Annotated in this window: 16 protein-coding genes; 5 read left to right on the top strand and 11 right to left on the bottom strand. The window is 50.1% G+C overall.

The window, feature by feature from the left end; translation table 11 throughout:
* Positions 1-2 precede the first annotated feature (2 nt).
* The 9 genes from astA to nirB all read right to left on the bottom strand — a co-directional run bounded on the left by astA (position 3) and on the right by nirB (position 13,008).
* A complete protein-coding gene (gene astA / locus SG35_RS26420; protein ID WP_044833219.1) occupies positions 3-1,019 on the bottom strand; it encodes an arginine N-succinyltransferase in 1,017 nt (338 codons plus the stop codon).
* Positions 1,020-1,086: 67 nt separating this feature from the next.
* Entirely contained in the window at positions 1,087-2,304 is a 1,218-nt protein-coding gene (locus SG35_RS26415) for an aspartate aminotransferase family protein (protein ID WP_044833220.1), read from the bottom strand.
* A gap of 388 nt (positions 2,305-2,692) precedes the next feature.
* Positions 2,693-3,838: an HDOD domain-containing protein gene (locus SG35_RS26410; protein WP_044833221.1), complete on the bottom strand. Its 1,146-nt coding sequence runs from the start codon at positions 3,836-3,838 to the stop codon at positions 2,693-2,695.
* A gap of 106 nt (positions 3,839-3,944) precedes the next feature.
* Positions 3,945-4,526: an anthranilate synthase component II gene (locus SG35_RS26405; RefSeq protein ID WP_044833222.1), complete on the bottom strand. Its 582-nt coding sequence runs from the start codon at positions 4,524-4,526 to the stop codon at positions 3,945-3,947.
* 159 nt (positions 4,527-4,685) lie between these two features.
* Positions 4,686-5,888 (bottom strand): alginate export family protein, encoded by a 1,203-nt coding sequence (locus SG35_RS26400; protein WP_044833223.1) that lies wholly within the window; start codon positions 5,886-5,888, stop codon positions 4,686-4,688.
* Positions 5,889-6,344: 456 nt separating this feature from the next.
* Complete coding sequence (gene cobA / locus SG35_RS26395) at positions 6,345-7,217, bottom strand: uroporphyrinogen-III C-methyltransferase (protein ID WP_053043072.1); 873 nt, start codon at positions 7,215-7,217, stop codon at positions 6,345-6,347.
* Positions 7,214-10,006 (bottom strand): nitrate reductase, encoded by a 2,793-nt coding sequence (locus SG35_RS26390; protein ID WP_044833224.1) that lies wholly within the window; start codon positions 10,004-10,006, stop codon positions 7,214-7,216. The genes cobA and SG35_RS26390 overlap by 4 nt, the downstream gene beginning before the upstream one ends.
* A gap of 60 nt (positions 10,007-10,066) precedes the next feature.
* Positions 10,067-10,402 (bottom strand): nitrite reductase small subunit NirD, encoded by a 336-nt coding sequence (gene nirD / locus SG35_RS26385; protein ID WP_044833225.1) that lies wholly within the window; start codon positions 10,400-10,402, stop codon positions 10,067-10,069.
* An 11-nt stretch (positions 10,403-10,413) separates the two neighbouring features.
* A complete protein-coding gene (gene nirB, locus SG35_RS26380) occupies positions 10,414-13,008 on the bottom strand; it encodes a nitrite reductase large subunit NirB (protein WP_044833226.1) in 2,595 nt (864 codons plus the stop codon).
* Between the two features lie 321 nt (positions 13,009-13,329).
* On the opposite strand from nirB, the gene SG35_RS26375 reads away from it, so the two are divergent.
* A complete protein-coding gene (locus SG35_RS26375) occupies positions 13,330-15,204 on the top strand; it encodes a tetratricopeptide repeat protein (protein WP_044833227.1) in 1,875 nt (624 codons plus the stop codon).
* Positions 15,205-15,210: 6 nt separating this feature from the next.
* On the opposite strand, the gene SG35_RS26370 is transcribed toward SG35_RS26375, so the two are convergent.
* Both SG35_RS26370 and SG35_RS26365 read right to left on the bottom strand, forming a co-directional pair.
* Complete coding sequence (locus SG35_RS26370; RefSeq protein WP_084692762.1) at positions 15,211-16,074, bottom strand: AraC family transcriptional regulator; 864 nt, start codon at positions 16,072-16,074, stop codon at positions 15,211-15,213.
* A 26-nt stretch (positions 16,075-16,100) separates the two neighbouring features.
* Positions 16,101-16,700, bottom strand: a complete 600-nt coding sequence (locus SG35_RS26365) for a LysE family translocator (protein WP_236702602.1) — start codon at positions 16,698-16,700, stop codon at positions 16,101-16,103.
* A gap of 190 nt (positions 16,701-16,890) precedes the next feature.
* On the opposite strand from SG35_RS26365, the gene SG35_RS26360 reads away from it, so the two are divergent.
* The 4 genes from SG35_RS26360 (at position 16,891) to SG35_RS26345 (ending at position 22,666) form a co-directional block, all read left to right on the top strand.
* Positions 16,891-17,634, top strand: coding sequence for a substrate-binding periplasmic protein (locus tag SG35_RS26360; RefSeq protein WP_044833228.1), 744 nt, complete (start codon positions 16,891-16,893; stop codon positions 17,632-17,634).
* A gap of 399 nt (positions 17,635-18,033) precedes the next feature.
* Positions 18,034-20,880 carry a xanthine dehydrogenase family protein molybdopterin-binding subunit gene (locus SG35_RS26355; protein ID WP_044833229.1) on the top strand — a complete coding sequence of 949 codons (2,847 nt, stop codon included), beginning with the start codon at positions 18,034-18,036 and terminating at the stop codon, positions 20,878-20,880.
* Entirely contained in the window at positions 20,877-21,410 is a 534-nt protein-coding gene (locus SG35_RS26350) for a (2Fe-2S)-binding protein (protein ID WP_044833230.1), read from the top strand. Before SG35_RS26355 ends, SG35_RS26350 begins: the two co-directional genes overlap by 4 nt.
* Entirely contained in the window at positions 21,410-22,666 is a 1,257-nt protein-coding gene (locus SG35_RS26345) for a cytochrome c (RefSeq protein WP_044833231.1), read from the top strand. The genes SG35_RS26350 and SG35_RS26345 overlap by 1 nt, the downstream gene beginning before the upstream one ends.
* The last annotated feature ends 18 nt before the right edge of the window (positions 22,667-22,684 follow it).

Genomic DNA, 22,684 nt, shown 5'->3' with positions numbered 1-22,684 from the left:
TGTTAGTTGGCGATCAGGCGCACCCAGTCGCCTTCGCCTACCTGTAATGCATCGGCTGCTTCCTGGCTGATCACCACCTGATTGGCGGTGGCTCTTAATGAGGCACTTACCTGTACCCCTCTAAATTGCTCAACCTTAGTATTACAGATAATATAATTTTCCGTGTCGCTGACGTCGCCGATAATCACCTGGCATTTGTTGCTGTCGCGTACGGTTTTGATCGATTCCCGGCTGGCTTCTACCGTAGGACCGCCATCGAAAATATCGACATAACCGCGGCGGGCAAAACCTTCTGCTTCAAGCAGGCGCAGGGCCGGTACGGTTTTGGTGTGTACCTTGTTGATCACCTTTTGTGCTTCGTCGCTGAGCAGGTTGACATAAATCGGGTATTTCGGCATCAGTTCGGCGATAAACTCTTTTTTGCCTATGCCGGTGAGGTAATCTGCCGTCGGGAAATCGAGTGAGAAGAAATGCTCTTCTAACCAGTCCCAGAAAGGCGAACGGCCCTGTTCGTCCGAAACGCCGCGCATTTCGGCGATCACTGTCTCGGAGAAACGTTCGGTATGCTCGGCAATAAACAGGAAACGGAACCGGGACAGGAAGCGGCCGTTATTGTTTTTCCTGTGGCCTTCGCTTAAAAATAAGGTACAGATCTCGGAAGCACCGGTGTAGTCATTACACAGGGCCAGGGTTTCCACCGTGTTGTAAATACCTAACTCACGCGAGCTGTGTACCACCTTGCCCAGGTGATAGTGATAGAAGGCGTCATCCAGGCCTACCGCGGCTTCGATGCCGCTGGTGCCGACAACGGTACCGGTTTCGGTATCTTCCATCACAAAAAGGTATCCTTCATCTCCCGGTTGAGTTACTTCTTTGGTAAAAGATGCTTCGGCACGCGAGATGCGTTTTCTTAATAACTCTTCATTAACCGGCAGTGATGTAAAACCGTGTCCTGATTCGACAGCAATACGGTGCAGGGACTCATAATCGCTGTTTTGAATAGGGCGTATAATAATCATAGAATTTTCTCAATCGGTGAAAAGGGCGCTTACCGGCAACTACCGGTAAGCGATAAGCACTTACCGGTTAGGCTTGGGCTAATTTAGCGACGGCTTTTTCAAAACGCGCCATACCTTCGGCGATATCTTCGTCCGGGATAACCAGAGAAGGTGCGAAACGCACGATATTGGCGCCGGCAACCAGGGTCATAACACCTTCTGCCATAGCGGCATTTAAGAAGTCTTTGGCTTTACCCTGGTAGTCTTGCGTTAATACCGCACCGATCAATAAACCTTTACCGCGGATTTCAGAGAAAACCTTGTACTTCTCGTTGATGGCATTTAAACCGTCAATGTAAAGCTGGGCTTTTTTGCTTACGCCGGCTAATACTTCAGGATCGCTTACTACGTCAAAAGCGGCTTCGCCAACGGCACAGGCCAGCGGGTTACCGCCGTAGGTGCTGCCGTGGGTACCGATTTTCAGGTGTTTGGCAATTTCAGTGGTGGTCAGCATAGCGCCGATCGGGAAACCGCCGCCCAAGGCTTTAGCCGTGGTCATGATATCCGGCGTCACACCTAAGCCCATGTAGGCATAAAGTTCACCGGTACGGCCAACACCTGTTTGTACTTCATCAAATACCAATAAGGCATTGTGCTGGTCACATAATTCACGTACGCCTTCAACGAATTCTTTAGTTGGCGAAACGATACCGCCTTCACCCTGTAGAGGTTCCATCACGATGGCACAGGTCTTGTCGGAGATCAGCGCTTTCACGCTTTCCAGATTGTTGTATTCGGCGTGTACCACATCGCCCGGCTTAGGACCGAAGCCGTCGGAATAAGCGGCTTGTCCGCCTACGGTTACGGTGAAGAAAGTGCGGCCGTGGAAACCTTGCTTAAAGGCGATGATTTGTGTTTTGTCTTCGCCGTGTACATCCAGGGCCCAACGACGAGCCAGCTTTAAAGCGGCTTCGTTAGACTCGGCGCCTGAGTTGGCAAAATAAACTTTTTCGGCGAAAGTGCGGTCAACCAGCTTTTTCGCCAGGCGTAATGCCGGTTCGTTGGTCATGACATTAGACAGATGCCAGATTTTTTCGCCTTGCTCTTTCAGGGCACTAACCAGTGCAGGGTGGCAATGACCTAAACAATTTACCGCGATACCGCCGGCGAAATCGATGAATTCACGGTCTTGCTGATCCCAAACACGAGAGCCTTGACCACGAACAGGAATAACCGAAGAAGGTGCATAGTTAGGTACCATTACATCATCAAATAATGCGCGGTCGACAGGGAAATGATTCGACATTTACTAATCCTCATGTTTACAGAGACTGTTATCTCTTTTGCTATAACAGATAAAAAATAGACGGTTAGTATGTCAGAATAATGCAATTATGTCTTGTGAAATCTTGCTCTAGCCCTTGATAAATAGGGGGTTTGCTGTTTTTATTCAGTTAAGTTGCATAATTATTTTGCCCCGCCTTGAGGCGGAAATATAACTTCCGCCCCCGCCTTAATAGCTGCCTTTAAAAATCTTCGGGTCGCTTGGCTTTCATAATTAATCAAAATTAATTGCAATTTAATTTGCTCTGCCTGCTGTTGATTTTTTCAGCAAGGTTAGCTTTTGCGGGATGAATGCTGTTAGGGGGGATAAGCGCCAGGGCTTATCTTTGAGTTTTGCTCATCAAGCAAAATTAATTGAAATTTAATTTGATATGATCGATATCGCTTTTTTTCAGCAAGGCAATTTCTTTCGGGCTGAAGTTCACCGCCGTTAATAATGCCTTGGCTTCATTTTTATCAATCAGATCTTCCCTGGCCAGGGAGCGGTAAGCGACATAAGTGCGTGCCTTGGCAACCACTTGCGCCACCGGCGACATTTTCTGCAGCTCGCTGGCATAGGCGAGATCAAAAACCGGCTCAGTGACCTCAAGCCGGTCAAAACGCATCAGTTCGATCAGGTCGGCGCCGACCTTACTGCTGTGTTCTGTCATCATTTTCAGCAACAATTGTGGTGAGATTTCCGCCTGGACCAGTAAATCATGCAAGCGTTTGTCCCGGCTTTCATATGCCTGGCGCAATTCTGCGTTATGCATTTCATTGAACTTGCTTAAAAAACAGGTGATCACCGCGAGATAACCGATATTAGACAGGATGGCGGCGGCAAAAGCACTATACCAGTCCAGTTCATTGTGTTCTGCCAGCACTTTGGCAGCCAGGGCCACCGACAGGCTGTCATTCCACAGTTTTCTTTTCATCAGCGGATAGGGATCTGTGGTGATCGGCAGCGTATGTTTGAGAATAAAGGTCGGCACTATCAGTTTGAGGTTATCCAGGCCGACATAGCTAATGGCCAGGTTGGCATCGCTGACTTTGACATCGGCCCTTTTACGGTATTGGGGTTTGTTTACCAGGTTAACTAAATCGCCGGCCAGCCAGGGCAGTAATTTGATCAGCGGGGTAATACGGTTTATGGAAGCCGAGGGCAGCGACAAGATTTCTAAAATGGTCGGGGCGGCGTCTTCCAGGTTGAGAAAATGCCGGTAAAAGTGTTCTTTTTGGTCAAATTCCGCCATCACTTCTGTGGTCAGTTTACTGAAAAAAACCGACATCACCTGGTCGCGAAAATGTTTTTCGCCGTGCTCGGCGATGATTTTATCCTGTTTGGCCTGCTCTTCAACTTCTAATAGTTCCCGGCGGCTGAAGGTTTGTTCGCTATGTTGTTTCTCTGTCGATTTAACCTGACCGACGGCTTTATTGGCAAACTCTTTACTGATATATAAGCTCAGCGCCCGTTGATAGAGGTTAGCCAGGGTCTTGTTATTTTCAAAAATCAACATAGTTAAAGTGCAATTGGTTCTTTAATTAAGAAGGTTTAAACATTTGTTGCAGCCAAGGTTACATAAGTTTTTGTAAAAAAGGAATTCGCTTCAGTTTTTGTTGTCGTTAATACCGGTTTAAAAAGTTTTCCAGCAGGGTATGTCCCTGCTCGGTTAAAATGGACTCGGGATGAAACTGTACACTGGCAATGGCAAGTTCTTTGTGTTGCAATGCCATAATTTCTCTCTTGTCTGTATCGGGATTGTCGTACCAGGCGCTGATTTCCAGGCATTCGGGCAAGCTATCCGGGTTGACGATCAGCGAATGATAACGGGTGACCTGTAAAGGATTTTTTAATCCCTGGAACAGTCCCCGGTTGTTATGGCCTATCTTGCTGGTTTTACCGTGCATCACTTGTGCCGCCTTTTCAACCTTAGCGCCAAAATGCTGGGCGATACACTGATGTCCCAGGCAAACACCCAACAGGGGGACTTTACCGCCATAGCGGGCAACAACCTCAAGCGAGATGCCGGCATCATCCGGGGTGCAGGGGCCGGGGGAGATCACTATATAACGGGGAGCAAGTTTGGCTATGTCATTTAAGCTGAGATCATCGTTTCGTCTAACCAGCACTTCTTGTCCCAGGGACTGGAAATAATGCACCAGGTTGAAGGTGAAAGAGTCGTAATTGTCGATCATTAACAGCAAGGGAGTAACCTTTTAATAGCCGGGCGGTGAAATTAAAGCAGGCTATTCTAATCCGGGGGTGGCAAGATTACACGGACTTTCTTTGCTTGGGCTTGGCAGGGGAAAGGAAAAACCATGCCGGATGACCGGCATGGCTGGTGAGGGAACCCTAAGCCCGGTTTAGAACTTAGCAGCTACCTGGAACCAGATTTTATCTGTGTCTGTACTATGGTCGTCGGCATCATAGCTGGCGTATTTCAACAATACGCTATAGTTTTTATCGACGGCATAGGCGGCAACCAGATCAATTTCAGAGCCCCAGTCGGCATTGCCTTCATCGGCAGAAAAATCATGATAGGTGGCGCTTAACTTAATGCCGGAAACCTTGGTTTTGGCGGTAAAGTAAATATCTTCGATACCAGCCCCCGGGGTGGCTAAGAATTTATCGGCAAAACCCTGGTATTTATGCAGGGTAGCCAGCGGGGTGGTAAAACCGACACCATTGTCACTGCCTAATAATTCATAACCCGCCAGTACTTTCACCTGGCCTAATTTAGTGCCCAGCTCCAGGTTGAGGTAATCGGCATCGAAATCTTTGTTGCTGTCTTTATAGTCGCTTTGTCTGGCATAGCTGGCGTTGGCAAAAATGCCGCCGAATTTGCCGTTATAGCCGATGCCGTAGGTTGACGTGGACTTGTTGTCATTGTGATCATATTCGAGCAGGTAGGCAAAACCGCTCAGTTTATGATCTTTGTTGACCTTGTAAACGGCATTGGTCAGATGGAATTCACCGTCTTCATCCGATGCTCCGCCGCGCGGACCGAAGATCTTGTTGATGTTATAGACATAGCTGTAATCCAGGGTGAAAGCATCGCTGGCTTTATAGGTTAAACGGTAGCCGTCATAGGTTTGCTCGTTCTGGCGCCAGCCGACACCGCCGACAAAACGCTGGCCGCTGTGGAGAATACGCTGGCGGCCGGCGGTAAAGCTTGCCTTAGAGCCTTTAAATTGCAGATAGAGTTGGTTGACGTCTGTTCCTTCCGGATCGGCAATCACCGGGTATTTGGTTTCACCATTGCGGGTGCTGTTATAGTTGTCCACTATGGCCGTGACGTTATCTACTTCGGCGCCGACGGAAAAGCCGTTATAGGCGCCGGTTTTTACCGTGATCCGGCTTTTAAGGGTCAGAGCGCTGGCATCATCTTTGATATTGTCCTGGTCGACATTTTCAAAACGGGCGCGGAAACTGAGGTTGACTTTACTGTCGCCCAGGGCTTTTTTCACACCGTCGGCGACCGCAGTTTGTCCTGCAAAGGTTACCGGCGCAGTTAATACCGCTGCTGCGATTAAAGAAGTGGATAACGTATTTACGAGAGATTTCATAGTTATTCCTTTGACATTAGTGTTAAGAATACTTTGGTATTTAGTACATTAGCGAATTAGCGCTATTGACAGCTTATTAGTAACCGCGGAGCTGTAAGCCCTGGTTTTTATTTTTATGGCCGATATTTTCTCACGGGCCGGATAAAACAAGTTGATTTAAATCAAGCTGTATCTGGCTGCCGGTTATTTGGTGGAAATCCTTGATATATATCAAGGATTTTTGTTGTAGAGCCGAAAAGAGGACCTCTGAATCTGCTTTGGCGGGTGTTGTTTAAGATAAAATGATGCCGGTTGAACAATAAATTCATGATAAGTCCTTTTGCTGTTCGTGATTTATTTGCTTTTGCCTGCTGCAGCTGTGCTATCTGTCATGGCTTGCTACTTCAATGTTAGCCATTTTTATTGCCATAGCCCTGATTTTAACGAAAATAATATTTAATTCAGTTTAAGCTTAGCCTATGAGTGCTGCTTTGCCAGCAGGGGTAAATTAACCTTTTGCCGTTTATTGACCACTTCGCCAACAATGATCAGGGCGGGGCCGGTAAAGCTATGCCATAAGTGTTGCTGACCGACGCTGCCAAGGGTAGTGCAGCATACTTGCTGCCCTGTGGTGGTGCCCTGGTCGATAATGGCCATGGGCAGGTGTTTATCCATACCATGGTCTATCAGCTGAGCGGCGATATCTGTTATGCGGTTTAAGCCCATATAAAACACCAGGGTGTCCCGGCTTGAAGCCAGGTTTTGCCAGTCCGGCTGCTCTGCCGGATTTCTAAAGTGGGCAGTAACAAAGCGTACCGACTGGCTGCAGCTGCGTTCGGTTAACGGTATGCCGCTATAGGCAGCGCAGCCGCTGGCGGCGGTTATTCCCGGTATGATGGCAAAAGGGATATCATGGGCTGACAGCGCCCGGGTTTCTTCATTCAGGCGTCCGAAGATGCTGGGATCACCGCCTTTTAAACGCACCACCTGTTTACCCATAAGGGCGTGCTCTGTTAACAGTTGGCAAATTTTTTCCTGAGGCATGCTGTGGTGGCCGGCTCTTTTACCGACAAAAACCGTTTCGGTTTTTGCCGGTAAAATCTTGAGTATCTCCTTATTGGCAAGCCAGTCGTATAAAACAATATCTGCCTGTTGCAATAGGCGATAGGCTTTAACCGTCAGCAGTTCAACATCGCCGGCGCCGGCGCCGATGAGATATACGCAGCCCCGGCGTCGTTTATGCTGAATGCTTGTCTTGGCTGGTAATCCTCCTTTTGCTCGTTTGTGCTGCATGTGTGTCACAAAGCGGTTTAAACGCAACCAGCTTTGATTGAAAAAACCTGAATTCATGTAATAACCTCTTCGGGTTCATCCGACGGGATGAAGGTATGTACTATTGCCTGCTGTTCTTCGCTCTCTCCCTCTCTGGCCTGATGCTCCCGGAGCAGGCTGCTGAGTTCGGTTTTGCAGGAGCCGCAGTTGGTACCGCATTTCAGGGTGGCACCTAAGGCATCGACACTGCTGATGCCGTCGTTTTCGATGGCGGCAACGATATCTTGCTCATAAATACTGAAGCAGGAGCAGATTTTCCGCCCCTTGTTTTTCGGGGCTTTGGCCAGCAGCAGGGCATTAATTTGCTCGGCATCCGTTTCTTTGTTTTCCAGCAACTCGTTGAGCCAGCTGTCATTTAATTTGATTGGCTTATCACTGATAAAGACAAAGGCGTTAAAACCCTGCTCTGCCAAGGCAATAAGCCGGCTGTTGTGCTCACTTTGGTGGCTTAGCCAGCTGTTATCCGGCCGGGGATCCTGTGAAGTGCTGTCTTTGATGGCCCGGTTGATATGCTGTTTTAGCTGCCCGGCTAAATCCGCGACTTCCTGCTCGAAATAACAGTGATAGACAGGTCCTTGTACGCCCTGGTGCTGTATCCAATGGCAATGGCCGGGTAAACCGGCAGTGAAATTTTTCAGGGACCGGGGACTGTAAATCAGCGCATATTGCTTAATCGCGGTTTTTTCCACTTGTACCGGCGCCTGCTTGAATTCCGGCTGCCCGGAAACCGGGTCGACAATGGCGGCAAATAATTGGTTGGCAGTGGCGGATGAGGCAAACTCCCGGTTCCAGTGGATAGGAACAAATAATTGTTTAACGCCGACATCGTCCGAGAGTTTTGCCTGCAAAAAAACCGCGCCGGTTTCATTGCTTACCTTGACCATCTCCCCTTCGGCTACCCCCAGAGATTGAGCATCTGCGGGGTTAAGGGTAACTTCAGGCGCCTTGGTATGTTCCGCCAGGATATTCGCCTTGCCGGTACGTGTCATGGTATGCCACTGATCCCGCAGTCGGCCGCTGGTTAAGCTAAAAGGATAACCTGCAGAGCAGGCCAGCTTGGGTGTAGCCGGGGAGATGGCGATAAAGTTGGCCTTACGGTTGTCGGTAAAGAAGCTGCCGTCCGCCAGGATCCGGGCACACCCCAGAGGGTATTTGGTATTCACCGGCCACTGGACGGGTTTTAGCCGGTCATATTCATCCGTTGTCAGTCCGGTCAGTCCGGACAAGTCCAGCGCCCGATCGCCGTTGTTGTTGCAGGCGGTGAGCCTGGCATGTTCGTCAAATATTTCTGCCGGTCCCGAGTAGTTAAAGCCCTGATCAAAACCCATGGCTTTTGCTACCCGGCTGATGATTTGCCAGTCATCAAGGGCTTCTCCCGGCGGTGTTAATAAGCCCCGCTGGCGCGAGATCCTGCGCTCGGAGTTGGTGACGGTACCGTTTTTCTCCGACCAGCTGCTGGCGGGTAATTTGACCTCGGCAAAGGCCAGGGTATCGTTACTGGCAACGCAATCGGATACCACAACAAAGTCACAGTTGGCTAAGGCCTGCTCGACTTTGGCCCGGTCGGGCAGGCTGACGGCGGGGTTGGTGGCCATGATCCACACGGCTTTTACCTTGCCCTGGTTCATCTTATCGAATAAATCGGTCGCCTTATATCCGGGGGCGCTGGCTATGGTCGGGGATTGCCAGAAGTTTTGTACCAACGCTCTGTGTTCGGGGTTGTCGATATCCATATGGGCCGCCAGCAGGTTTGACAGACCGCCGACTTCCCGGCCCCCCATGGCATTGGGCTGGCCGGTAATGGAGAAGGGACCGCAGCCGGGTTTGCCGATTTTACCGCTGGCGAGGTGGCAATTGATGATGGCATTACATTTATCGGCGCCGGAGCTGGACTGGTTGATGCCCTGGGAGAAAAAATTGATCACCCGTTTGTTGGTTAAAAACGCCTGATATAAACGCTTTAATGAGCTTTTGCTGATATTGCAATAGTCAGCCGTTTTTGTCAGGGTCCATTGCCCGGCCTGATCAAGACAGGCGGAAAAATTATTGGTGTACTGGTCTATGTATGCCTGATCCAGTCCCCGGTTATCGGCCAGGAAATTTAATAAGCCGTTAAATAAGGCGGCATCTGTGCCGGGTTTGATCGGCAGGTGAAAGTCGGCCAGTTCGGCGCTGGCGGTGCGCCTGGGATCTATGGCAAAAATTTGCAACTTGGGATTGACGGCTTTGGCTTTTTCCATGCGCTGGAACAGCACCGGATGGGTCCAGGCGGCATTGGAGCCGGTTAACAGGATCAGATCGGTATTTTCCAGATCCTGATAACTGCAGGGCACCAGGTCTTCGCCAAAGGCGCGTTTATAGCCGGATACCGCAGACGACATGCATAAACGCGAATTGGTATCTATATTGGCGCTACCGATATAACCTTTCATCAGTTTGTTGGCAACATAATAATCTTCCGTTAACAGCTGGCCGGAGCCGTAGAAAGCTACCGCATCCGGGCCGTGTTCTTTGATGATTTGGCTGAACCTGGCGGCCACTGTCTCTATGGCTTTTTCCCAGCTGGTTTGCTCGCCATTAACGACCGGGTGCAATAACCGTCCCTGGTGGTGATTGGTGGCCAGTAAGTTGGTTCCTTTTACACATAAACGACCGAAATTGGCCGGGTGCTCCGGTGTGCCGCTCAGTTTAACTGCTTTCCCCTGCTCGACTGTGATATCCACGCCGCAACCGACGCCGCAATAGGGGCAACTGGTTTGTACACACTTACTTTCACTGCTTTGTTTATGTTTAATTAACTCACTCATCTTAACCTCTACTGCTGATAACGGGTGAAATGCCTTGTGATCAATCTAACGCTAATCCTGTTATGCCAATATCTGTACCTGCTCGTCTTCTATCCGGGTGGGGTAGTGGCGCACTGTGATGGCATCGTCATCCAGGCAGTGGCCGCTCGTTAGTGAATACCTTTGCTTGTATAAGGGGGAAGCAACAAAGATCTCCCCCTGCTCGTCACCGGTAATGCCGCGGGAGAGCACGTTGGCTTGGCCTATGGGATCCCAGTTGGCGATGGAATATACCTGCTGGTTGTTGATTAAAAAAATGGCCACCTGCTCATCCTGATTGATTAAGGCGCATATGCCGGCGTCGGTGATCAAATCTTGCTTATGGCAGACGGTGTGCCAGCTTTTGTTATTAGCCATGGTTTTTCCTCTTATACAGGCCTGTTTTCGGTGATATCCAGGGTTGGGATCCGCTCCCCCCTGTGTTTTTCTTCCTCACGGGCCGGCCTGATTTGCGCCCGCTCGGTGACAAACTGGACATTGCTGTCGCTTTTGCCGGAATTGACAAATTGACGGAAACGTTTCACTTTTTCCGGGTTGTTGATGGTGGTTTTCCATTCGCACTGGTAGCTGGCGACTATGGCCTGCATTTGCGCTTCGAGTTCATCATTGATGCCGAGGTGGTCGTCGATGACCACAGACTTGGCATACTCCAGGCCTCCTTCGAGATTTTCCAGCCAGACCGAGGTGCGCTGCAACCGGTCCGCCATGCGGATATAAAACATCAGGTAGCGGTCGATGTATTGCACTAAGGTTTTATCGTCCAAATCCGTGGCAAAGAGATCGGCATGTCTGGGTTTCATGCCGCCGTTGCCGCTGACATAGAGGTTCCAGCCGTGTTCGGTGGCGATCACCCCGATATCCTTGCTTTGCGCCTCGGCGCATTCCCGGGTACAGCCGGATACGGCAAATTTAAGCTTATGGGGGGAGCGCAGGCCCTTGTACCTTTCTTCGAGAAAAATCGCCATCGACATGCTGTCCTGGACCCCGTAACGGCACCAGGTATCGCCGACACAGGATTTGACCGTACGCAGGGATTTGCCGTAGGCGTGGCCGGTTTCCATGCCGGCGTCGATCAACCGCTTCCAGATGTCCGGCAATTGCTCGACCCGGGCGCCGAATAAATCGATGCGCTGGCCGCCGGTGATCTTGGTGTATAAATTATATTGCTTGGCCACTTCGCCGATCACGATCAGCTTGTCCGGGGTAATTTCTCCCCCCGGGATCCTGGGCACCACGGAATAGGTGCCGTCCTTTTGCATATTGCCGAGAAAGATATCATTGGTGTCCTGCAGCGGTATATGGGCGTCTTCCAGGATATAGTCGTTCCAGACGGATGCCAGGATAGAGGCCACCGTGGGTTTGCAAATTTCACAGCCAAGCCCGTGACCATGTTTACTGATCAGTTGCTCAAAGGTTTTGATCTGCTCGGCTTTGATAATATGGAATAACTCGGTGCGGTTATAGGCAAAATGCTGGCAGAGATCTTTTTTCACTTCCACGCCGCGTTTGCCGAGCTCGGCTTCAAAGACATTTTTCAGTAACGCGCTGCAGCCGCCGCAGCCGGTGCTGGCCTTGGTGCAGGAGGTGAGCTGTTTAAGCTCGGTGTTGCCATCGTCTATGGCAGAGATGATATCGCCCTTAGTGACATTGTGGCAGGAGCAGATGGTGGCGCTATCGGGTAAGCTCTCGGCCCCGAGTGCGGGTTTCTCCCCCTGCAGGCTCGGCAGGATCAGGCTTTCCGGCAGCTCGGGTAATTCAATGCCGTTGAGAGCATATTGCAATAAGGTATCATAATCCCCGGTATCCCCCACCAGCACGGCGCCGAGCAGGTGTTTGCCGTCGGGGCTGACGACAATTTTTTTATAGGTTTGCGCCACCTGGTTTTCATAGGTGTAACTTCTGGCCTGAGGGGTTTTGCCGTGGGCATCGCCGATAGAGCCGACATCGACCCCCATCAGTTTTAACTTGGTGCTCATGTCGGCCCCGGTAAACTGTTTGTCTTCGCCCTGGATATGGGCGGCGGCGACTTTCGCCATCTGGTATCCCGGGGCTACCAGGCCAAAAATAAAGTTATTCCACAGGGCGCACTCCCCGATGGCGTAGATATCCTGGTCCGAGGTCAGGCAATGGTTATCCACCACTATGCCGCCGCGCTCACCCAGGGCGAGATCAAAATCCCTGGCCAGGTTGTCGTAGGGGCGGATACCGGCGGAAAATAAGATCAAATCAGTTTCCAGGTGAGTGCCGTCGGCAAACTCCATTCTGTGATTGCAATTCTGGCCGTCGGTAATGATCTTGGTGGCTTTTTCGGTATGCACCTTGACGTTGAGCGCTTCGATCATAGCTCTCAGCAGCTCTCCGCCGGACTTGTCTAACTGTACCCCCATTAATTGCGGGGCAAACTCCACCACATGGGTTTCCAGCCCCAGTTGTTTGATGGCATTCGCCGCCTCTAACCCGAGCAGGCCGCCGCCGACGACAACGCCGACTTTACCTTGGCGGGCAGAGTGTTCGATGGCGGCTAAATCTTCTATGGTGCGGTAAACCAGGCAATGCTCCCTGTCATTGCCTTCGATCGGCGGCACGAAGGGATAAGAGCCTGTGGCCAGGATCAGTTTGTCATAGCTAAAGCTTTCCCCCCGGGCCGTGGTGACGGTTTTGTCACTTTTATTTAATGCAACCACTTTGGCGTCAAGTTCAAAGGTCACTCCCAGTTCACGGTATGATTCCGGGGTGGTCAGGGCGAGATCCGCTGCGCTTTTACCGGAAAAATAACTGGATAAATGCACCCGGTCGTAGGCGAGGCGGGGTTCCGCCGACAACACGGTAATATCGTAGTCTTGCGCCTTAGCCGAGAGACAGAGTTGTTCAACAAAGTGATGACCCACCATGCCATTACCTATTACGACAATTTTCTGCTTTGCTGAGCTTTGCTTTTTGGAAGTGACTACACTTGTGTTCATTTGGAACAACCCTCTATCTATATACTGTGCGGCTAGCATTTCGCGCATCAGATAAAGCACTAACTGCTTTATAAATGAAATACCGTTTTTTTCTGGTTAACAAAAAGCAAACAAGGTGCCATAGAGGTAAATTTTTTAAATATCAAATCTTTACCTGGTTTTTTTGGGTTTAAAACCGGCCGTTTGCACCTTAGTGAACAAAGTCATGCACTAGGGAAGTGCAATATTTACGCAAATTTATGAAAGCTTGATATTTTGTTATTGATTTATGGCAAGGGTCTTCTACATTTAATAACACGAGCAAACCTAGGGACGGGTAACATGGACTTTATTGCTAACCTCTTTCAGACCGTATTCCTGCTTAATACCACAGAGATCACCTTAATCTTATTGGCTGTTGCCCTTGTTGTTATCCTACTCAGCCATAAACGTATCCTGTCGGTGCTAAAAAGCCTGACCGGCCCTTTATTCAAGCGGGTACAGCTCAGTGTGCTGCGGTTATTGCCAAAGAAACAGCAGGAGTCGATTTTTAACAAAGAAATTTGCTCTGTACTCAATCAGGCCAGGGGGTTCAGGTTAAAGGGGCAGTTTACCGAAGCCAAGGGGATGTATCAGAAAGTAATTGATAAAGTTGAAGTTTACCTAGACGAAGCGGCGGTGGTTTTTGAGCATGAGCATGACGATAAGCTGGTGTGCGCCCAGGCCTATCTGGATGCCGGTCATGATTGTCAGAACCGGGGGGAGTTCAGTCATGCGCTGGAGCATTACCGTCATTCCCGGGAGCTGACCCCGGGCACGGATGAGAAAAGTAAAATTTGCCATGCCTCCGCGACATCCGCCTCGGCTTTCATTCATCATGTTCAGGGGGATGATAAAGCCGCCTTACAGGAATTTAACCAGGCAAGGCAGGTGTTTGAACAGCTGGACGAGCGCCTGGGGGTTGCCGGCACTTATAAGGGGCTGGCGCGTATTTCCTACGTGGCCGGACACCTGCAAGATGCCTTGTCCTATTATAACCAGGCCTACGGCGAGTATGTTGAAGCCAAAGATTCTTTCGGCCAGGCCCAGGTCAGGTTGGGCATAGGAGGCATATACCTGGCCCAGGGGTTAACGGACAGAGCCCAGTATGAGTTTGATCAAGCCTATGACATTTTCAAAAATGACAGTAACTTACGCGGTTTGGCCAGCACCATTTTTAATTATGCCTTGCTGGACCTGGACCGGCATAAAGTCTCGACCGCCTTGGGGGAGCTGCAAACGGCCAATGTCTTTTTTACCTTTATTGAAAGTAAATTTGAACAGGCCAATGCCTATTTGCTGCTGGGTCAGTCGCTGATCCAGACTATGAAGCTTGATGAAGCGGAAGAGGCACTGGAAAAGGCTTATAAGCTTTATAAAAAGATGGGGGTAAGCTCGGGGCTGGCCCATGTCGATTACAGCCGGGGCAATTTGAAATTAACCGCCAATAATCATGCCCTGGCCCGCCAGTATTACAGCAAAGCGATAGAAAGATATCCCAACAACCTCAGCAAGGCCCAGGCGCTGCGCAGTTTAGGCAACAGTTATTTTATCACCGGGGATTTTCAGCAGTCGGAGCAGAATTACCGCACCGGCTTGCAGATTTGCATGAATTTAAATTGCCGCAAAGATGAAGCGAAATTACGGCGCAAGCTGGGTTACCTGGCGATGGTGCAGGGGAATTTCGAGGAGGCGGGCATGTTTTTTAACAGCTCGCTGGAAAGTTTGCCTGCCGATTGTGTTGAAGAGAAAACCCTGGGGATCCTGTATAAGGCAATGCTGATCATAGAGAAATGTTATGATATCAGCGAAGAGTTAACGGAAAACCGCAAAACCGCCTTTGAGTACCATATGCAGTCGGCGGGAGAAGAATATCACCAGGCACTGCGATTATATATTTATGGCCGCTATTACCTGCTTAAGGGCAAGCATTTTAGTGCCAGGGAATGTTTATTGACCGCCAAAAGCCATTTTGAACTGAATAATCAGCTGTGCTGGCTGTTCCGTTGTTATTATGCCCTGGGGAAAAACGAACTGGAAAACGGTTTGCTCAATTTATCCGCCCATACCCGGGAAAACTCCCTGCATTACCTCCGGCCGGGTTATCAGCTTGCCCAGCAGATGCAGTGTCAGCGTGCCGTCAGCCTGTTTAAAATATTGATCGAGCAATTGCGTTAACTTGAGTTAACCGCGCTTGAACAGGTTTTGGTATTGTTTCGGGGTCAGGGCGATGCGTTTTTGGAAGTGGCGATGAAAGTGGCTTTGATCGGCAAAGCCGAGTTTACCGGCGGTTTCGATAATGCTTTTACCTTGCGCCAGTAATTTTTTGGCTTTGCTGATCCTTTGATCCAGTTGGAAGGCATGGGGGCTCTGGCCGTAAAGCTGCTTAAAACTGCGGATCAGGTGGTAGCGGCTTAATCCGGCGCAGGCGACAAACTCATCCAGAGAAAGGTTGCTCTCCAGCTGGTCCATGATCAGCTCTTTCACCTGGTTAAGGCGGTAAATATCCCGTGTTGCTGCCTTGTCCGTGATATCGGAGCCCCTAGCAAAACGCGGCAACAGGTACTCTATTAACAGGCTTTCTAATGCCAGGGGATTGGTATCTTGCTGCAAGCTGTTAAAAAGCCGGTTAAATTCCTGGTAGCTGGCGCTGTCTGTCTGATACATCTTGTCAAAAGTCAGGTAGTCCTGTCCCCGGGTATTCATGGCTTCTTGCTGCAAAGCGGCGACCCAGTCGCTATCGACAAATAACATGCGGTAACACCAGTCCCCCTTGCTGGGGTTGCAGGAATGGGCATCCCCGGGATTCATGGTTACGCTTGTGCCCGCACCGATTTGGCCTTTATGGCGCATATTGTGGTAGTCGGCCATGCCGTTATCGATCACGCCGAATGAAAACTCGTCATGGGAATGGGTGTGGTAACAGGCAGCCGAACGTGTCGCCCTGCGCATGGTGATATAAGGCAAGACCCGGGAGGTCTGATAAAACATGCCCTGGCTTTGAGCTTGATTGTTTGCCGCAAGCGGCGGCTGGTTTTTTTGGCTCATTGGTGCTCAGTAAGATAACAAATGCATCATTGGAAAATGGTCAATACCGTTGCCGCCAGCAATAACCCCATTATCCGGTTAAACATAACCTGATGCCGGGTATCAGACAAGTATTTCTGTATTAAGGTGCCGACGGCCGCCCAGGTGGCAATGGAGAAAAAACACACCAGGGCGGAAATAATACAAAAGGCGAACAGGTAGCTTTGCCCCTGATCGCTCGCACCGACAAAGATGCTGCAGCCGGAGAGGGCAACCAGCCAGGCTTTGGGGTTTAGTCCCTGGGCAAGCATGCCTTCAAATAAGCGCGGCGCCCTGGAGTTTTGATGGCCGGCGGCGGCCTGTGTTTTTGCCGTAGCCAATTTATACGCCATATAGAGTAAAAAGCCTGCCCCCAGATATTGCAACAGGGAAAAAATACCGGGAAAAATCTCCAGAATTGCCAGCAGCCCGGAACCGGATAAAAAGACTATCAGGGTATAGGCCAGGCTGGCTCCTGTGATATGGGGTAAGGTTTTCCTGAAACCAAAAGCCGCGCCGCTGCCGGTCGCTATAATATTTACCGGCCCGGGAGAAATGGCCCCGGTAAGGGCAAAGATAAACATAGAGAGTAATATTGAAACCATCATTATTTGTTCTTAAGGTAATGAAAGGCTCAGGGTACAAGCTCCCGGGCGGGAAATATTGAACAAAATTGCTGTTACCGGGGGAAGCGGGTGTCAATCCCGGTTAAAAAAACATCATAATTAATGATGTCCGGGTGAAAACCTTTTACAGTGAGGGAAAAGGCTAACCTTAATTTAAGATGCTGAGTGTAATATGGATAAGCACAACAAGTTTTATCCGCTACTTTTACTTTGGCTCTATAGTGCCGTCGCCTGGGCACAGGAATCGCTTAGGGTGGTGACCGAACACTTACCCCCTTATCAAATTGTCAGCAACAAACGTGTGGTGGCGGGCAGCTCCTACCTGTTAATGCAAGAGGTGTTAAAGCGTGCCGGTTATTCGGTGCAGATAGAAGCTTTACCCTGGGCGCGTGCCTATCAGACGGCGCTGACTGATAAAAATGTGGTGATTTTCTCCATGACTCGCAGCCGTGAACGCGAACGCCTTTTTCATTGGATAGGTGAGCTCAGGGCACTTAGTTATACCTTTTATTCACTAAGAGCGAGTACCGGAATCAGGGTCAATTCTATCGAGCAGGCATTGCACTATACCGTGGTAGCGGTCAGAAACAGTGTTGAAGCCGATATTTTACAGCAACAGGGTTTTAAGCAGGGGAAAAATCTGATTTTAACTACCGGTCATGTCGAGGCCTGGCAAGTCTTGCTTAAAGGGCGTGCCGATATCATCTATGCCAATGAATTGATCGGCGACAATATACATCTCAGCATAGGAGAGCAACTTACCCCCTTTGTTAAGCAGCCTTTTTCCGGTATACGGGCGGCGTTATATGTTGCGGCGAGTAAAACAAGCGATGTTGAGATTGTTACCCGCCTGTCCCAGGCGCTGCAGTCGGTAAAAAAAGACGGTACTTTTGAAAAATTCCTCAACAGCCAATAGCTTATCTCTTGGCGGTAAAGCTTATGCTCTCCTGAGGTCAAAAGGCGCAGGGTAAACCTGTGGCAGGGGAAAGGTTGCTTGCCCTGTTCTTGCCGGGAGGCAGCCTTATTCGTGATTTTTTTACCGTTTTTACTAAACTTAAAGCTGGTAGCCGCTGTCGAGTTAATTTCTCGTCACTAGTGTCAGGAATTTGTTTCTTTTTCGAAATGATAAAGATAGAATCGCCTGTCGGGGGGCTGACTCTGTGGTGCCCCTGCACTGCTAAGGCACTTATTTCTAAGCGTCATTACAACAACTAAAACCCAATACATCAAATGGACTCGTATGAAATATCCTGAAAAATCATGCGGTTTTATTATGGTGCGCTGAAATTCAGATTGAGTATTACCGAGGTAAGCAATGAATTCTTTTAGTTCTTCCCGGCGAACGTTTATCAAGCGTTGCGTCATCAGCGGCATCGCCGTTTATTCCGCACCACTGCTTTGGAAAATGGGCAATAGCCAGGCAGCCGGTTTATCCGAAGCATTAACCGCACAATTTAAAGCCAGCAATAAACTGAAATTCCGTATGGACGGTATCGCCAAGGTCACGGGGGAAAAAATTTATGGCCGGGATTACCGTGCCATGGATATGCCGGGCTGGCCGGATCAACAGGGCTATGCCTATATTTTGCGGCTGGACGATGCCGGGCATGTCTATCAAGGGTTTGATCTGAATATGTTGCCCCAACAGGCAAGGCCGAACCAGGTGATCACCGCTAAGGAGCTTGAGCGTGACGGCGTGAGCCTGCCGCCATTTTTCGGCAGTGATATGTTATTGCCGGAGGGGAAAACCGCCCATTACCTCGGGCATGCGGTAGCGATTTTATTATTTGATGATTTTGCCGCTTTTAAGCAGGCGAAAAACCTGTTGCAGTTCAATAAAAAAGTGATCCGCTACGGTGAAAAAACCGCATTTGTTTCCGAAAGTAAAGATCCCTATACCAGCTGGCGTATTATCCGTGAAGAAGGTGAAAGCGGTCCGTCGGGTGAGGACAAATACAGTCCGTTGCAGGACGGGATCTTTTTTCCTCATTATAAAGCCCACCGGCCCCAATGGCCGGAAGTGATGGATCAGCAGGGCAGTGTTTCAGAGCGCGGCATGTATTATGCCGGCCGTATCAACGAAGATATTACCGGAGGCAATGAAAACTGGCAGGTGCTGGAAAGAGAATACCGCACCCAGATCATAGATCCCATGATGATGGAGCCGGAAGCCTTTAACGGCTGGTTTGATGAAAAAGAAGGCACTTTCCACACAGTGATCACTTCACAATCGCCGCAAGATTATCAGGAGCAGGCGGTGCATATGCTTAAGCATGGTCCGCTGGCGGGCAAAGTGAAAAATCTGGTGGTGCATTCCCCCTTTATCGGCGGCGGTTTCGGCGCCAAAGATCATTCCATCTTCCCTTATTACGGTTTAGTGGCCGCCATGTATGCCGGCAAACCTATACGCCTGGCCAATGACAGGTTTGAGCAGTTCCAGGCGGGATTAAAACGTCATCCTTTTACTATGAAAAACCGTTTGGCGGTGGATAAAAAGACCCTGAAGATAAAAGCCCTGACCGCAGATATGACAGTGGACGGCGGCGGCCGGGTCAATTTTACCGGCTCTGTGACTATGGTGGGGGCAACGGCGCTGCAAAGCATTTATTATATTCCCCGCAATGATATCAAGGCGACCGCCTATGCTTCCCGCAACCCCGACAGCGGCTCTATGCGCGGTTATGGTACCCTGCAGTCCATGGCGACGATGGAGTCTATGATGAATGAAATGGCCGGCGATCTTAAGGTGGATGCCATAGATCTGCGCAGGGCCAATGTCATGGAATCCGGACAGCGCAATACCCAGGGTGCTATCCCCAACGGCGCCTTGCGTTACCGGGAAATGCTGGATATGGCGCAGCAGCATCCGATGTGGCTGGAGCGCGCGGCTAAAAAAGCCGCCTTCGAAGCGGCTAATCCCGGGAAAAAATACGGGGTAGGTTTTGGTATTACCACCAAAGATTACGGTACCGGGGCGGCAGCGCCGAGTGCGGCGGTGCGTTTATCGAAAACCGGTAAAATTGAAGTTGATATCTGCTTTATGGAGATGGGCACAGGCACGCAAAGCTCACAGGCTGTGGTGGTGAAAGATAAGCTTGGAGTGATAGCCGATAAGGTGACGGTAGCGGAAGTGGATGCGTGGCAGGCGATGCAGCAGATCCAAACCCATAATCCTTATTTTATTAACCAGCAGCAACAGGATGAGATGGAAAAAAATCCCCGCTGGACCCCGGTGATTGGTATGGCATCGGCGGCGTCGATGTCATCTTATTATCAAACCCATGCCACCAAGGCGGCGGCCGAGGTGATTTTCCGTCACGGTATCTGGCCGGCGGCTGTGGCTATCTGGAGTGAAAAATACTTTAACGGCGCCATGGCGCCCAATAACTTAAATGATGCCGGTGCTGCCCGTTGGGTGGACGGTAAGCTTACCACTCAAGGTTATCCGCCGTTATCGATTGAAGTGCTGGCGCAACGTGTCCATGACATGGGGCTAGTCACAGGCGCCATGGTGCATGCCTTTAACCGCTGGGCCTGGAGCGAAGCGACTTATGACATCCTGGGGCAGGAAGTTAATTTAGAAGTGGATGCTCTGGCACTGCAATACGGTGACGGTGCAAATGACCGGCAAAAAGCCGCCATGAATTCCAAAGGTTATCATCTGCTCGATCGTACCAGTGTCAACTACCCGGAAACCGCGTTAAATAATGCCATGGTGACTTACTATGCACCTTGTGCTGCTATGGTGGAAATCGCCGTCAATGAAGGCAATGGCGAGGTCGAGATCCTAAACTCCCATACCTGGCTTGAAGCCGGCAAGGTAATTGTCGAAGAGCTGGTGGAAGGGCAAATACAGGGGGGGCTGGCCATGGGGGTCGGTCATGCCCTCTATGAAGAAATTCCGTCATTTGAGGACGGCGCCGGCAACGGTACCTGGAACCTGAACCGTTATAAGGTGCCTTTGGCCAGCCAGGTGGGGGTATGGAACCAACAGCATACTATTTTACCGCCGCTTTCCGATACCGATCCCAGCAAAGGCATAGGGGAGGTGGTGATGATTTCCATCGTACCAGCGCTGGTTGAAGCGGTATACCAGGCAACCTCTGTTCGTTTTTATGACCTTCCGATGACATCACAAAAAATTAAGGGGGCGATTTCATGAGCCAACATATTCAAATGACAGTCAATGATCAGCAAGTCGGTCCGGTGGAAGTGCCGGAAGGGCTGAAAATGATCGAATTTTTACATGAATACCTGAATCTGACCGGCACCAAGTTTGGTTGCGGCGCCGGTGTGTGTCACGCCTGTACCGTGATAGTGGAAGGAAAAAACGGTGTCAGTGAAGTGGTCAGAACCTGTATCAGCGGTGTCGAGCGTTTTGCCGATAAAAAAGTACGCACCGTGGAAGGACATGCCAAGCGAAACAGCGAGGGTGAAATTACCGAATTAACGCCGGTACAAATGGCGTTTTTGGAGCATTTTTCTTTCCAGTGTGGCTGGTGTACTTCCGGTTTTATCAATGAAACCACGGCGCTGATGGAAAGGCTGGCGAAAGCACCTGTGGCGGCAGCTGACGTGGAGCAGGTAATTGAAGAGGCGTTAAAGGAGCATATCTGTCGCTGTACCGGTTATGTTAAGTATTACCAGGGAGTGAAAGATCTGATCTTAAACACTAAGGGGCTGACCTACTGATGAAAGCAACAAGTTTATCAAGACATAGCTTTTCCCGGCGCCTCAAAGGCGCTGTGCTCTCTTTGGCTGTATTTGGCGGCACAGCTGTGGCCCAGGCGGCACAAGATCAGGCCGGTTTGATTGCCCAGGGAAAATACCTGGCGGAAATCGGCGATTGTGTTGCCTGCCATACCCCGCAGGGAGGGCGTGAATTAAGCGGCGGTTTACCCTTTGAAACCCCTTTTGGTATCGTCTATTCCACCAATATTACTTCGGATAAGGAAACCGGCATCGGCCATTACAGTTATCAGGACTTTTACCGGGCCATGCATGAGGGCATAAGCCCGAACGGTAATCTCTATCCGGCCATGCCGTATACTTCCTATCATTTGTTGACAGACGCCGATACCCGGGCCCTGTACGCATATTTTATGAATACTAAGCCCATCAGCCAGGAAAATAAGGACAGCGAAATCGGTTTTCCCTTTAATATCCGCATGGGGCTAAAGGCATGGAACCTGATGAATCATGAGGACAGCGTGTTTACTCCCGATCCGGCCAAGAGCGACAGCTGGAACCGGGGCAGTTACCTGGTGAACGTGCTCGGGCATTGCGGTGAATGCCATACCCCGAGAAATGCCATTTTTGCCATGGATCCCACGGCGCATTTTCAGGGCACGGTATTGGATACCTTTGAAGCCTCCAATATCACCCCCGAAGAGCTCAATCGCCAGAACTGGACCCATGAAGACCTCAAGCAGCTGTTTACTAAGGGTTACTCCCGCAAAGGCACGGTTTTTGGCGGCATGTATCCTGTGGTCTATCATAGCTACAGCCACCTGACCGAGCAGGATATGCGCGCCGTGACCAGCTATTTGCTGGATAACGAAGCGGATATTGAGGCATTGCCGCTGGCCTTTAACGGCCATGATAAAGCTGCCCCCGGCTATAACACTTATATGGGCTATTGCGCCGGTTGTCACGGGCAAGACGGTGAAGGGCGTCCCAATGTTGCCCCGGCGTTAGCGGGCAATGCTACTTTAGACCGTACCAGTGTCTATAATGCCGTGTCTTTATTGCTTAACGGTATTGTCAGCCAGCACTATAACAGCACCACCAGCTTTTATGCCATGCCGGCGTACGCGGATAAGTTTGATGATCAGCAGTTGACGGATCTGGTGAACTATATGCGCACCACCTGGACCGCTCAAAAAGCGGATATCGGAGTTTCGAAGGTAAAAGATATCCGCACCAATATGAAACAGTCAGTGCATTAACACACCCTTTTGCCAGAA

The organism is Thalassomonas actiniarum, from assembly GCF_000948975.2.
GTDB lineage: Bacteria > Pseudomonadota > Gammaproteobacteria > Enterobacterales > Alteromonadaceae > Thalassomonas > Thalassomonas actiniarum.
This window is presented reverse-complemented; position numbering and strand designations above follow the sequence as displayed.